The sequence below is a fragment of the Amycolatopsis sp. NPDC047767 genome, from assembly GCF_040704195.1.
Lineage (GTDB): Bacteria > Actinomycetota > Actinomycetes > Mycobacteriales > Pseudonocardiaceae > Amycolatopsis.
On record NZ_JBEYSJ010000013.1, the window covers coordinates 31,080 to 44,095 of the forward strand.

The following is a 13,016-nucleotide window of genomic DNA, read 5'->3' on the forward strand; positions in this document are numbered from 1 at the left end:
TCAGTAGCCCTGCACCCAGGCCGTGCAGACGACTTCCTGGTTGTACGTGATCGGGTTCTGGAACCACGCGCACGCCCGGTAGCGCAGGCCGCCGTTGGGCGGGCGGTACTCCGTGTAGCCCTGGCCGACGGCCAGGTGGTTCGCCTGGTTGCTGTCGATCCACACGTCAGCCGGCTGGCTCTTGGCGGCTTTGACGATCCCGGGGTACGCGGTGACGCTCACGAAACCGCCGTTCGCGTCGGTGCGGCAGTTGCGGTAACCGCCGTGGTCGCTGCAGCCCTGCAACGCGGAAGCACCGGGCGCGGCGAGAGCGGCGGCGCCGAGGAAGGCACCGGCGATGGCGAGCGTGGCTGCGATCGTGCTCGGCTTCTTCATGTAGTTGATCATGACATCGCGAAGGTGCCGGTGTGAGCGCTTTGCCTGGATCGGGTGATCAGCCCACCGGGTGCGCCGCCATCGCCGTCTTCACCGCCGCGATGAAGCCGTCGTTCGTGAACGGCACGAGGCCGCCGACGACGTTGCGTTCCACGGCCTGCAGCACGACCACCCGCGAGTTCACCAATTCGCTGACCGCGGCCGCCTGGGGCGTCTTGTCGGTGGAGTAGGCGAGGTAGGTCAGGTTCGTGAAGGCCGCGGAGAGGTAGCGCGAGGACGCGAGGCTGAACGAGTCTCCGTAGACCAGCGTGGGCTCGGCGATCGTGCCGGGCAGGGGCACCGAGGTGCGATGCACCGGAGTGTCGATGTTGGAGATGAAGCCGGCCGCGCGGTCGGTGACGCCGTCGGGCTCGAGGGTGTACTGCGTGTTCGACTTGGTGCCTGTCTTGCCGATCAGCAGCGGCAGGTCGGCAACGCCGTCGTACACGCCGTCCGGAGTGGACTGCCAGCTCTGGGTGACCCCGGGCTGCGCAGCCTCGGCGAGGGCCCGGGCGAGGACGACGCCGCCTTCGTCGCGCCAGTGCGTGTCGTTCGGGGCGTAGATCGGGTGGCCCACATGGGCGGCGGACGCGGCCAGAGCCGGGCGCAGATCCAGGGAGTGGCCGACGGTGGTCATCTTGTACCAGTCGTTCGGCGCGGCGGCCTGCGAGCACTCCTTGCCCGGGTAGCTGTCGGGCAGGAACTGGGGCACCATCGTCGTCTTGTCCGGCGTCACGACGAAGATGAACTTGCGCCCGGACGCCTCGACGGCGGTGCGCAGCTCGTTGACCTTCTTGAGCGTGGTGTCGATGTCCTGTGTGGGCGTGCACTTCGCCTCGGCGTCGTAGCCGTAGTACAGCCAGCCGTCGAGGCCCTGTACGACCTTGCGGTAGCCGGCCTGGTTGCTGCCCGGCAGGCTCGGCGTGGCCGGACCCTGGTTGGGCGCGCCCGGCTGTTGCAGCGGCGGCGCCGGGATGGGGCCCGAGTCCGACGACGAACCCTGGTCCAGCGGCGCGTCCTCACCGAAGACCCCGCGGCTGATGCCGTCGGCCGCGTTGATGGCGCTCGCGCGGAAGGACAGCTGGTCGACGGCCCACGTCGGCAGGCCGGTGAAGAAGCCGAAGCCGTCGGTGATGCTGGGGAACCCCGCGAGCTTGTGGTTCTCGATCTCGGTCGGGCGGACCCCGAACACCCACAGCAGCGTGGGCGTGGTGAAGAACAGCAGCGCGCAGATCAGCGCCGTGAGCTGCCGCTTGCCGTGCCGCGGACGATGCAGCGCGTGCTCGCGGGGCAGGTACGCCTCGTGGACGGCTGGCAGCTGAGGGGGTTGGGACGCCACTCGATCACGGTAGCCACTTCGGGTGAACGAGGTGTGGGCAACCACCGAAAAGTCAGCCGAGCATGAGCAGGACCTGCAGCTCACCGACGATGAACCCGATCACACCACCCACCGCGATCAGCTTCCACTCGTCCTGGCGGAACGCCGGCCGCAGCAGCCCCTCGAACTCCACCGGCGTCATCGCGAGCATGCGCTGCTCGATGACCTTGGCGACGTCCATGGCCTGCGTGAGGTAGCCCTCGGCGTAGCGGACGGTCTGCGGCAGCTCCGCCAACGCCCGCCGCGCGGCTTCGTGCTTCATCTCCTGCAGCCGGCGCCCGCCGACGGCCAGGGTGAGCACGGGCTTCGCGAGGCTGGCCTGCTCGTCGACGGCGTGGCCCACCGCGCGTTCGACCATCGCCACGAGCCGGTCGGACTTCGGGCCGCGCAGCAGCGCTTCGAGCAGGTTCGCCGTGGTCAGGACTTCGTTGGCGATCAGCTCGCCGTACTGCCGGGCGACCTCGGCGCGGCGGCGCTGGAACTTGCCCTGCAGGATCACGCGGCCCACGCGCACGGGCTCGCGCGGCAGGAAGATCATCTTGATCGCGAGCCAGTCGGTGAACAGGCCGATGCAGCCGCCGAAGATCGGCAGCACGAGCGGCTGGCGCGTCAACGCCCACACGACCGCCTGCACGACACCCAGGCCGAAGCCGAAGAAGATGCCGGCGCGGGCGATGAACGCCATCTCCGGGCGCGAGGTCTCGCGGATCAGCCGCACGAGCAGGGCCTTGTCGCGGGTGAGGCTTTCGACGGTCATGTGCCGCACGTCGAGCACTTCGTCGAGGTTGTCGCGCACGTCCTCCAGGAACTCGCGCACGAGCCGCGGCGCGTTGGCCTGGACCTGCTTGATCAGCAGCTCCTGCGCGAGCGTCGGCAGCACTTCCCACAGCCTGGGGTGGTGCTCCTCCAGCACGTCGCGCGCGATCGCGTCGACGGCCCGCAGCAGCGGCTGCTCCAGCTCGCGCGTGACGATGACCGGGTCGATCTTCTCGAAGATCTCCTTGAGGTCGAGCAGGTTCGTGGTCAGCAGGTCGGTGGCGATGGCCGCCATCCGGCCGCCGTGCTTGGGCACCACGCCCTGCCACCCGAGGAACGGTTTGATCCCGACGAACTCCAGCGGGCGGAACATCATCTCGATCGCCACGCGCTTGGTGACGTAGCCGATGAGCGCGGCGATGAACGGCATCGTGGCGTAGACCGGCCAGTGCCGCGCGAGGTCGTCGAGGACTGCGTCCAAACCGGCCTCCCTCCGCTCGCCGGAGAAACCGTATCGCAGTTGTCAGTGCAGCAGGACCAGCGCCTGGAGCTCGCCGACCAGTCCGCCGATGACCGCGCCGACGGCGATCAGCTTCCATTCGTCCTGCCGGAACGCCGGGCGCAGCAGTTGTTCGAATTCCAGCGGGGTGAGCTTGCGCATCCGGTCGACGATCGTGTTGCGCACGTCGAGCGCGTTCACGGCGTAGTCCTCGGCGTGGCGGATCGTCTCGGGCACGCGGTGCGCGGCGATCGCGGCGGCCGTCTGCTTCATTTCCTGAAAGCGCTTCGTGCCGACGGCGATCGCGACGAACGGTTTCACCACGCTCGCCTGCGCGTCGATCGTCTTCTGCACTTCGCGCGTGATCATGGTGAACAGCCGGTCGGACTTCGGGCCGCGCAACACGGCTTCCAGCAGGTTGGGCACGGTGATGATCTCGCGGGCGATCATGTCGCCGTAGTCGGCGGCGACCTGGTCGCGGCGTTTCTGGAACACGCCCTGCCACGAGTAGAGGCCGAAGAACCGTTTCGGCTCGCGGGGCAGGAAGATCATCTTCAGCGCGAGCCAGTCGGTGAACCAGCCGATGCCGAGCCCGAACAGCGGCAGCACGATGGGCGATTTCGCGACCGTCCACACGAGCAGCTGAACGCAGCCGAGAATGAAGCCGAACACGATTCCGGAGCGTGCGATGAACTGCATTTCGGGTTTCGAGATGTCACGGATCAGGCGGTTGAGGAGCGCCTTGTCGCGCACGAGGTTGGCCACGACCATGTGGTTGAGGTCGAGCACATCTTCGATGTTGGCCGCGATTTCGCGCATGATCTTCGTGATCGCGCGTGGCGCTTCGGCCTGCACCCGCTTGAGCAGCAACTGCTGCGCGGCCGTCGGCAGCACCTCCCACAGCCGCGGCTGGTAGGTCTCCATCACCTCGCGGGTGACGTCTTCGACGACTTCGAGCAGTGGTTCTTCGATTTCCTTGGCGACCTGCGCGGGGTCGAGCCGGGCGAAAATCTCCTTTGGGTCGACGAGGTTCGTGGTGAGCATTTCCGTCGCGGTCGTCGCCATGCGTTCGGCGTTCGCGGGCAGCACGCCCTGCCACCCGAGGAACGGTTTGATTCCGGCGAACTCGACGGGCCGGAACATCATCTCGATGGCCACGCGTTTGGTGACGTAGCCGATCAGCGCGGCGATGAACGGCATCGTCGCGTAGACCTGCCAGTGGTGCACCGGGCTTGCCTCCCCGTGTCGCGCTCACGCGCACGGTAGCGGGCGGCGGGCGGTGAATCGGGGAGCCGCGTCGGGCGTTCACCGGTTCGGGCTTGGCCGGCTTCCGGGCTGCCCGGCTGCGGATCGACGGTGGTGGCTCGGCGGGGCCGCGTATTGGCCGGGTTCGTGCCGGTCGGGCCCAAGACCGATCCGGTGCGTTGTTTCGGACCGTCCATTCCGGTCTCCTGTAGTTTCCTCGTTGTTCTCCCGGCTGTCCCTCCTTGTCTGCGATGCCATGCGTGACCGAGGGTTGTGCGTTTTGTAATGCAGCCGTTTGGCGGTACGTAAACACGGACCTGCTCTCACTAAGGTGGCCCGATGGTCGCGCCTGAGAAGTCCGAAGCCACCCCGAAGAGCGTCCCGTTCGCCGTCGCCGTCAGGGGTTATAACCAGCGCCAGGTCGACGAGCGGCTCACGGCGCTCTCGCGCGAGCTGCGGGAGACGTCCCACAGCCGCGACGAGGCCATCGCGACGGCCGGCGAGCTGTCGAAGGCCCTCACCACCACGCAGAACGAGCTGTCCGAGACGAAGGCCGCTCTCGTGCGGCTGAGCTCGAGCCCGTCCGGCGCCGGCGCCATGGCCGAGCGCGTGCGCATGATGATGCAGCTCGCGGAGGAGGAGATCGCCGACCTTCGCGCGGCCGCCGAAGCCGACGCCACCGCCACCCGCGCCGAGGCGGACAAGTACGCGCACGAGTCGCAGCGCACCGTCGAGCGCCTGGGCAAGGAAGCGGAAGCCGAGCGCGAGCGGCTGCTGTCGGAGGCGCAGGCGGACATCGCGTCGCGCATCGCTTCGGCCGAGGCCGACATCGACGAGCGCACGGCGGCTGCGGACGCGGACATCGAGCGCCGGACCCGGGCCGCGGACGAGGAGATCGCTTCACGCACGGCGGCGGCGAATGAGGACATCGCGACCCGTACGGCCGCGGCGGACGAGGACATCGCCACGCGCACGGCTGCCGCCAACGAAGACATCGCCACGCGCACCGCCGCCGCGGACGAGGACATCGCGACCCGCACGGCCGCTGCGAACGAGGACATCGCGACCCGGACCGCCGCGGCCGACCGCGCCCGCGCGGAAGCCGACGAAGCCGCCGCCCAAGCCCGCGCCGAAGCCGACGAGTCGGCCACCCGCGCCCGCGTCGAGGCCGACGCCGCCGCCGAAGCCGCCTCCGCGGCCGCCCGCGCCGAAGCCGACCGCGTCGCGTCCGAGGAGATCGCCAGCAAGCGCGCTCAGACGGACAGCGCCCTCGCCGACGCCCTCCAGAAGCAGACCGTGGCCACCGAAGCCCGCACCCTGGCGCTCGACCTGCGGGCGAAGGTGGCGGACCGGTTGGCTGCCACCAACGTCGCCGTTCAGGAAGCCCTGCGCCTGCTGAATCCGGCGGACCAGGCAGCCACGGAGCCGGAGTCCGTTGAGGACGCTGCCGATTCGTCGGAATCCGAGGACGTCACCGCTCGCTGATTCCCCGGTCGTTTGCGGGCCCACCACACCGGTGGGCCCGCTTTTTTTCGGCTTCGCCTCGCTCGCCACCGATGTCCGCGGTGAGAATGTCGCTATCGACCAGAGCCGGAGGCCCAGTCCTTTGATCCTCGAAGACGAACGCGCAGCCATCTGCTCCCACGCCCGCCGCCTGTCTCCGGACGGCCTGGCCGTTGCCACCTCCGGCAACCTCTCCATCCGCGACGGCGCCCTCGTCGCCGTCACCCCCACCGGCGTGGACTACTCGACTTTGGCGCCTTCGGACATCCCCGTCGTCGGCCTGGACGGCGAGGCGGTCGACGGCCGTCTCCGCCCCACCAGCGAACTCCCCATGCACCTGGCCATCTACAACCAGGCTCGGGACCCCGACGGCTCCCCGGTGAACGCGGTCGTCCACACGCACTCCCCCCACGCCACCGCCGTGTCCACCCTGGTCGACGAGCTACCGCCCATCCACTACCTCGTGGCCACCCTCGGCCCGTCCGTCCGCGTCGCCCCCTACGCGACCTACGGCACTGATGCTTTGGCCACCCACATGCTCACGGCGCTGGACACTCGCCGCGGCTGCCTGCTGGCCAACCACGGCACCATCACCTACGGCGCCACTTTGGCTGCGGCGTACGACCGGGCGCGCCAGCTTGAGTGGCTCTGCCAGGTGTGGCTCCTGGCCCGCTCGGCCGGCACGCCGGCTTTGTTGCCGGCCGATGAGATTGGGCGCGTGGTGGAAAAACTGCGCGGTTATGGGCAGGGTTAAAGCGTTGCCCGCAGCCGCATGAATGCCGCGCAGCACCCGGTCGCGATTCTTCGCCGCTTTCAACCACCCGGGCAACTTGGCGACCATCGTCATCCTCCGCTGCCACTCACCCTCGCCGACGACGACCTTCTCCCGAAGCTTCGCACCAACAAAGGCCTCGAGGTAGTCAAGGTGCGCTTCGTTGTACGCCCACAGCACATTCCCACCGCAATCACCTTGCAACCACAGCGGCTCGCGCAGATAGGGATCCCGCACAGTCCCGGTCGGCGCCGGCCCGGAGCACGTCTGACCGGTCTGGTCCCGCACCTGCCCGCACCGCCCACAGACCAGCCGCCGGGTCTCCCGCAACTCCCCGGCCGCCCCTGGCACGACAACCACCCTGGCGCATTCGCCGCACCGCGGACACCGCACCAGCACCTCACCGGCGGCAAAATGCCACGCGGTCAGCCGCTGGTCGCGGAACCGCTGCTGATCGACTGTCACGTTCGCCCCTCGGTCGTCAACTGTTGCATCGACGGACCACCCACTGTGCCATGCTCGGTGAGTGCCCGATGCTTCCGTCGCAAAGCTCATCGACGGCGTCGATGCTCTTGTCGCGTGCTTGGAAGCGTCGATTCCGACCAGATCAGTGCGGTGAACGAAAAGATTCACGCCCTTGGCGGTCGAATCCGGAGTCAGGCCACCGAACTACGTCGCTGATCGGTGGTCTTCCGAACGGCTAGAACTGGTAGTACAAAAACGGGCTGAACGTCCCCGTAGCCACCAGAATCGCGGCGTACACCAGCCCCGCCGTCATCACGCCCACGCGCAGAGCCGTGGCCGGACGGGTCCGTGACGACTCCAGCAGTGGGCCCGTAACCGGGTGCGCCGGGAGTACGAACACGGCCAAGGCCAGGATCAGGATCACCAGCCGCTGGTTCGTCAGTGCGCTCGAAACCACGTCGCCCAGGCCGCCGAAGTCGGGCAGGAGCATGTGGCCGATCATGCTCAATGCGTGCGGCAGGTCGGCGGAGCGGAAGAACACCCAGCCGAACACGACGAGGACCAGGGTCAGCACCCGGCGGCCGATGCGGGCGGCGCGGCCGGTGGGGGTGTCGCCGAGGTTGAAGCGGCGTTCGATGACGAGCAGGGCGCCGTGGTAGCAGCCCCAGACCAGGAAGGTCCATTGGGCGCCGTGCCAGAAGCCGGTGAGGACGAAGACGATGCAGAGGTTGCGGTAGGTCTTGCCGGCGCCCGAGCGGTTGCCGCCGAGGGGGATGTAGACGTAGTCGCGGAACCAGCGGGACAGGGACATGTGCCAGCGGCGCCAGAATTCCGTGATGGTGACCGACGAGTACGGCCGCGCGAAGTTCTCCGGGAGGCGGAAGCCCAGCATGCGGCCGAGGCCGATGGCCATGTCCGAGTAGCCCGAGAAGTCGAAGAACAGCTGCAGCGTGTAGCCGATGGCGCCGAGCCACGCCGTCGCGAACGTCATCTGGTCGGGGGGCGTGGAGAAGCACGCTTCGACCATCGGGCTGAGCGAGTCGGCGACGATGGACTTCTTGCACAGCCCCAGTGCGAACCGCGGGAAGCCGGCGGCGATGTCGTCGAGGCGGTGGGACCGGTGCTGCGGCAGCTGGTCCGCGATCTCGCGGTAACGCACGATGGGACCGGCGATGAGCTGCGGGAACATCGCGATGTACGCCGCGAACGACACGGGGTTGCGAAGCGCACGACGTTCACCGCGGTAAATGTCCACGGTGTACGAAATGTGGTGGAACGTGTAGAACGAGATGCCGATCGGCACCACGATGCTCGCGACGCCGACGTCACCGCCGAACCAGTGCGCGACGGCCGCGATCTGCTGCGTCGCGAAGCCCGCGTACTTCCAGATGACGAGCACCAGCACGTCGAGCGTGACGACGCCGATGAGGATCCGCTTGCGCCGCGTGCCGCGGACGTCCCAGGGGCTGGGCTCGAGCGCCGGCCCGGCGAGGAAGTTGACGGCCATGCAGCCGAGCAGCAGGAACAGGTACGGCCCGGCGCCGATCGTGTAGAACAGCAGGCTCGCCACCGCGACGATGCCGTTGCGCCAGCTGCGCGGGCACACCAGCACGGCGACCAGCACCGCAGGCATGAAGTACCACAAGAACAGCGGCGAAACGAACGACATCGGTGACGGACCCCCTCGGTTCCGGAGCTGACCTTAGCCCGAGCGGGTGGCGCCGTGGAGCGAAGCCCGGCGGATCCGGACGCGAATCACTGAGGGTGGTGGCGAAAGGGGCAAATGGACCGGTTCAGACCACTGCCGGGCCACCCTGAAACAGGCAGCCCGGCAGCGGTCGAACGGAAACGTCAGCTCAGCCGGCCCGCGGCACGCCGACGGCGGGCGACCTCGGCCAGCAGCACGCCGGCGGCCACCGAGGCGTTCAGGGACTCGACGCCCGCCGCCATGGGGATGGAGACGGTGGCGTCGCAGGTTTCGCGGACCAGGCGCGACAGGCCGCGGCCCTCGGAGCCCAGGACGATGACCAGCGGGTCGGCTGCGAGCTCCAGGGCGTCGATGTCCACGGTGCCGTCCGCGTCGAGGCCCACGATCATCAGGCCCTCCGACGCCCACGCCTTCAACTGCCGCGTGAGGTTCGTCGCGACGGCGATGGGGAGCTTGGCGGCCGTGCCGGCGCTGGTGCGCCACGCGACGGCCGTCATGCCGGCGCTGCGGCGTTCGGGCAGGAGCACGCCCTGGGCGCCGAACGCGGCGGCCGACCGGATCACCGCGCCGAGGTTGCGCGGGTCCGTGACGCCGTCCAGCGCGACGAACAGCGGGGTGCTGCCGGAGTCGCGCGCGGCTTCCATGAGGTCGTCCGGGTGGGCGTACTCGAACGGCGGCACCTGCAGGCCGAGGCCCTGGTGCATGGCGCGGTTGGTCTTGCGGTCGAGCTCCTCGCGCGGGATCTCCAGGATGGAGATGCCCTTGTCGGCCGCCAGCCGGACAGCCTCGTTCACGCGGTCGTCGATCTCGATGTTCACCGCGACGTACAGCGCGGTGCCCGGGACGTCGGCGCGCAGGGCCTCGACGACCGGGTTGCGGCCGGCGATGAGCTCCGGGCGGTCGGCCTTCTTCTGCCGCGCCTGCTCCCGCGTCTTCGCGGCGTTGGCGGCGCGGTACGCCTTGTGCCCGGGCCGGTCCTCGGCCTTCGGCGTGGGGCCCTTGCCCTCGAGCGCCTTGCGCCGCTGCCCGCCGGAGCCGACGACCTGGCCCTTCTTGGTGCCGGTCTTGCGGACGGCGCCCTGACGCCGTGAGTTGCCTGCCATGTGTAACCGAGTCCTTAATCCACCGCAGTGGAACGGATCAGGAGTTCCTGACCGTCCACTGCGGACCGTTCGGGGTGTCCTCAACCACGATGCCCGCCTCGGTGAGGCGGTCACGGGCGGCGTCCGCGCGCGCGAAGTCCTTCGCGGCGCGCGCCTCCTGGCGCTCGGCCAGCAAGCCTTGTACGAGCTCGTCGAGCGCTTCGCGGACGGGGGTCTCGCTGCCGCCGCCGTCGGCCCAGCGGTCCGACAGCGGGTCGATGCCGAGCACGTCCGTCATCGCGCGCACCGACGAAGCGAGTTCGAGAGCCTTGGGAGTATCGCCCGCGTCGAGCGCGGCATTACCGTCACGCACCGTGTTGTGTACCACGGCGAACGCGGCCGGCGTGGCCAGGTCGTCGTCCATCGCGGTGGCGAAGTCCGGCTGCACGGCGCCCGCGAGCACCTCGCCGGCGGCCGCCGCGCGCCGCAGGAACGCTTCGATGCGCCGGTAACCCTGCGCCGCCTCCGCGACCGCGCCGTCGGAGTACTCGACGGTGGAGCGGTAGTGCGGCTGCACGAGGTAGTAGCGCAGCTCGGGCGCGCGATAGCGCTCCAGCATCGCCGGGATCGACACGGTGTTGCCCAGCGACTTCGACATCTTCTCGCCGGACATCGTCACCCACGCGTTGTGCAGCCAGTACCGCGCGAACGGGTCGCCGACGGCGTTCGACTGCGCGCGCTCGTTCTCGTGGTGCGGGAAGACCAGGTCGACGCCGCCGCCGTGGATGTCGAACTCCGGGCCGAGGTAGTTGGTCGACATCGCCGAGCACTCCAGGTGCCAGCCCGGCCGCCCGTCGCCCCACGGCGTCGGCCACGACGGCTCGCCCGGCTTCGCGCTCTTCCACAGCGTGAAGTCCCGCGAGTCGCGCTTGCCGCGGGTCGGGGTCTCGCCCTGCTGCACCTCGTCGAGCTGCTGGCCCGACAGCTTGCCGTAGCCGTCGAACGACTTCACGGAGAAGTAGACGTCACCGTCGGCCGCGTAGGCGTGCCCGCTGTCGATCAAGCGCTGCATGAGCGTGATCATCTGCGTGATGTGCCCGGTCGCGCGCGGGTTGACCGACGGCGGGAGGCAGCCCAGGTCGTCGTACGCCTTCTCGAACGCGCGCTCGTGCGTGGTCGCCCACTCCCACCATGGCCGGCCCGCTTCGGCGGCCTTGGTGAGGATCTTGTCGTCGATGTCGGTGACGTTGCGGACCAGGAGCACGTCGAGTCCACTGTGGAGCAGCCAGCGCCGCAGGACGTCGTAGTTCAGCACTCCCCGCACGTGCCCGATGTGGGGCACGCCCTGCACGGTGGCGCCACACAGGTAGATGGACGCCGTTCCGCTGCGGACGGGAACGAACTCCCGAGGGGCACGGGTCGCGGTGTCGAACAGGTGTAGGGCCACCCATAAAGGGTACGGGGTCGGTGTGGTCGATGTCGCAAGGCGTCAAAAGACGTCGTGCTTGCGCAGGGCGCCGAGAAGTGCATCCGGTCGTTCGGCGGTCGGCAGCGGGTCCACGAGCTCGAACGCGCAGCCCAGAGCCCGCGCGCCGCCGTCGGCTTCCTTGCTGTCGCCGATCATGAGGGTTTCTTCGGCGCGGACGCCCAGCTGGTCGAGGGCCGCCTTGAAGATCTCGGGTTGTGGTTTGACGGCTCCGACCTCGAACGACAGGACGAATCCCGCGACGTGCGCGTCCCAGCCGCGCTGGGTGAAGGCGGGGCGGATGTCGAAGGCGATGTTGCTGAGGACCCCGACCTTGCGGCCGGCTGAGGCGCCGAGTTTGAGGGCGGCCTCGGTGTCGGGGTAGGGCGTCCACTCGCTGGGGGTGATGAGGCGGTTGTAGAGCGCCTCGGCCTGCTCGCGGTGGGGGACGCCGGAGCGGGAGAGGACTTCGAGGTAGACCTTGCGGTGGAGGGCCGGGTCCAGGTCGCGGTCGTTCCAGGCTTGCTGGTATTCGGGGTCGAGTTCGACGACTTGGCCGACGGGGGCGGTCATGCGGCGCATGAGCTCGGTCTGGGCTTCGAGGTCGAGGGATTGGCCGTGGTCGTCGATGACGTCGGTGAGCCAGGAGGAGTCCTGCTCTAGGCGGAAGAGGGTGCCGGAGAAGTCGAAGAGGACTGAGTTGATGGCCACGGGGGTCAGAGTAGCTAGGTCTGGGGGTTGGGGGAGGTGGTCCGATGGGGTCGGGTTGTTGGGTCTTGGGGTTCTCGGGGGTCTTGGGGTTCTCGGGGGTCTTGGTCCTCGCAGGGGCGTGTTGCGTGGGTTGTGGGTTCTCGGTCCTGCGCGGGGGCGTGTTGCGTTGGGCGTGCACCCCGAAGCTGGATTGTGTTGACGGCCGGTGAGCCGTTGTCAAGGCGGGAAAGCGTGCCTTGACAACGGCTCGCCGGCCGCAAGGAGGCTTCGGATCGGGGTGCCGGGGCGGGGCTGGGTGCAGGTTTCGTCGCGTGGGTGGGCGGCGGTTGGTGGGGTTTGCGCGGCCTGGGTGGGGCGTGGGTTGGGTGGGCGGGTGGCGGTTGGGTGGGTGGCCAAAGCGCCCCAATGTGGCGTTGGGTGCGTTGAGCGCAACCAATGCCGCATTGGGTGCGTTGGGTGGAGCGAATGACGCATTGGGGCGCCGGGTGGGGCGAATGTGGCGGTGGGTGCGCCCGATGCCGCGTTGGGGCGGGGGGCGAAGAGGCGAGGTCAGTTGCGGGTCAGCAGGGCGGTGGCGATGGCGGCGATGCCTTCGCCGCGGCCGGTGAGGCCCAGGCCGTCGGTGGTGGTGCCGGCGACGCTGACGGGGGCGCCGAGGGCGGTGCCGAGGGCGGCTTGGGATTCGGTGCGGCGTTTGCCGATGCGGGGGTGGTTGCCGATGACCTGGACGGTGGCGTTGGCGACGCGCCAGCCTTCGGCTTCGAGCAGGGTGCGGACTTCGGCGAGCATGTGGGTGCCGTGCGCGCCGTCCATGCGGGGGTCGCCCGTGCCGAAGACGGCGCCGAGGTCGCCGAGGCCGGCGGCGGACAGCAGGGCGTCGCAGAGGGCGTGGGAGGCGACGTCGCCGTCGGAGTGGCCGGCGCAGCCGTCGACGCCGGGCCAGAGCAGGCCGGCCATCCAGCAGTCGCGGCCGGGTTCGATGGGGTGGACGTCGACGCCGTTGCCCACGCGCAGGTCG

At 69.3% G+C, this 13,016-nt stretch carries 11 protein-coding genes; 2 read left to right on the forward strand and 9 right to left on the reverse strand.

The window, feature by feature from the left end; genetic code table 11:
• From AB0878_RS23330 to AB0878_RS23345, 4 genes are read right to left on the reverse strand one after another with little or no spacing between them, the layout of a single operon-like run.
• The gene (locus AB0878_RS23330) at positions 1-375 is read right to left on the reverse strand and encodes a hypothetical protein (RefSeq protein WP_366582359.1); all 375 of its coding nucleotides are present in this window, start codon (positions 373-375) and stop codon (positions 1-3) included.
• Positions 376-433: 58 nt separating this feature from the next.
• The gene (locus tag AB0878_RS23335) at positions 434-1,753 is read right to left on the reverse strand and encodes a hypothetical protein (RefSeq protein ID WP_366582360.1); all 1,320 of its coding nucleotides are present in this window, start codon (positions 1,751-1,753) and stop codon (positions 434-436) included.
• Positions 1,754-1,805: 52 nt separating this feature from the next.
• Positions 1,806-3,029 carry a DUF445 domain-containing protein gene (locus AB0878_RS23340; protein ID WP_366582361.1) on the reverse strand — a complete coding sequence of 408 codons (1,224 nt, stop codon included), beginning with the start codon at positions 3,027-3,029 and terminating at the stop codon, positions 1,806-1,808.
• Positions 3,030-3,071: 42 nt separating this feature from the next.
• Positions 3,072-4,247, reverse strand: a complete 1,176-nt coding sequence (locus AB0878_RS23345; protein WP_366582539.1) for a DUF445 family protein — start codon at positions 4,245-4,247, stop codon at positions 3,072-3,074.
• 384 nt (positions 4,248-4,631) lie between these two features.
• Here AB0878_RS23345 and AB0878_RS23350 point away from each other — a divergent pair, with 384 nt between their 5' ends.
• Together AB0878_RS23350 and AB0878_RS23355 are read left to right on the forward strand one after the other, a co-directional pair.
• Entirely contained in the window at positions 4,632-5,777 is a 1,146-nt protein-coding gene (locus AB0878_RS23350) for a hypothetical protein (protein ID WP_366582362.1), read from the forward strand.
• A 121-nt stretch (positions 5,778-5,898) separates the two neighbouring features.
• On the forward strand, positions 5,899-6,549 hold the full coding sequence (locus tag AB0878_RS23355) for a class II aldolase/adducin family protein (protein WP_366582363.1): 651 nt from the start codon (positions 5,899-5,901) through the stop codon (positions 6,547-6,549).
• Between the two features lie 718 nt (positions 6,550-7,267).
• Here the strand turns inward: AB0878_RS23355 and AB0878_RS23360 are convergent.
• The 5 genes from AB0878_RS23360 to ispF form a co-directional block, all read right to left on the reverse strand.
• Positions 7,268-8,701, reverse strand: a complete 1,434-nt coding sequence (locus AB0878_RS23360) for an MBOAT family protein (RefSeq protein ID WP_366582364.1) — start codon at positions 8,699-8,701, stop codon at positions 7,268-7,270.
• Positions 8,702-8,883: 182 nt separating this feature from the next.
• Positions 8,884-9,843, reverse strand: a complete 960-nt coding sequence (gene rlmB, locus AB0878_RS23365) for a 23S rRNA (guanosine(2251)-2'-O)-methyltransferase RlmB (RefSeq protein WP_366582365.1) — start codon at positions 9,841-9,843, stop codon at positions 8,884-8,886.
• 37 nt (positions 9,844-9,880) lie between these two features.
• Positions 9,881-11,269 carry a cysteine--tRNA ligase gene (gene cysS, locus AB0878_RS23370; protein ID WP_366582366.1) on the reverse strand — a complete coding sequence of 463 codons (1,389 nt, stop codon included), beginning with the start codon at positions 11,267-11,269 and terminating at the stop codon, positions 9,881-9,883.
• 42 nt (positions 11,270-11,311) lie between these two features.
• Positions 11,312-11,998 (reverse strand): HAD family hydrolase, encoded by a 687-nt coding sequence (locus AB0878_RS23375; protein ID WP_366582367.1) that lies wholly within the window; start codon positions 11,996-11,998, stop codon positions 11,312-11,314.
• Between the two features lie 549 nt (positions 11,999-12,547).
• Entirely contained in the window at positions 12,548-13,012 is a 465-nt protein-coding gene (gene ispF / locus AB0878_RS23380; protein WP_366582540.1) for a 2-C-methyl-D-erythritol 2,4-cyclodiphosphate synthase, read from the reverse strand.
• Between the last annotated feature and the right edge of the window lie 4 nt (positions 13,013-13,016).

Bases quoted from the DNA above. Each gene is read 5' to 3' on its own strand.
- AB0878_RS23330 (WP_366582359.1), bottom strand. From the start codon at position 375: ATGAAGAAGCCGAGCACGATCGCAGCCACGCTCGCCATCGCCGGTGCC.
- rlmB (WP_366582365.1), bottom strand. From the start codon at position 9,843: ATGGCAGGCAACTCACGGCGTCAGGGCGCCGTCCGCAAGACCGGCACC.
- AB0878_RS23345 (WP_366582539.1), bottom strand. From the start codon at position 4,247: ATGCCGTTCATCGCCGCGCTGATCGGCTACGTCACCAAACGCGTGGCC.
- AB0878_RS23360 (WP_366582364.1), bottom strand. From the start codon at position 8,701: ATGTCGTTCGTTTCGCCGCTGTTCTTGTGGTACTTCATGCCTGCGGTG.
- AB0878_RS23350 (WP_366582362.1), top strand. From the start codon at position 4,632: ATGGTCGCGCCTGAGAAGTCCGAAGCCACCCCGAAGAGCGTCCCGTTC.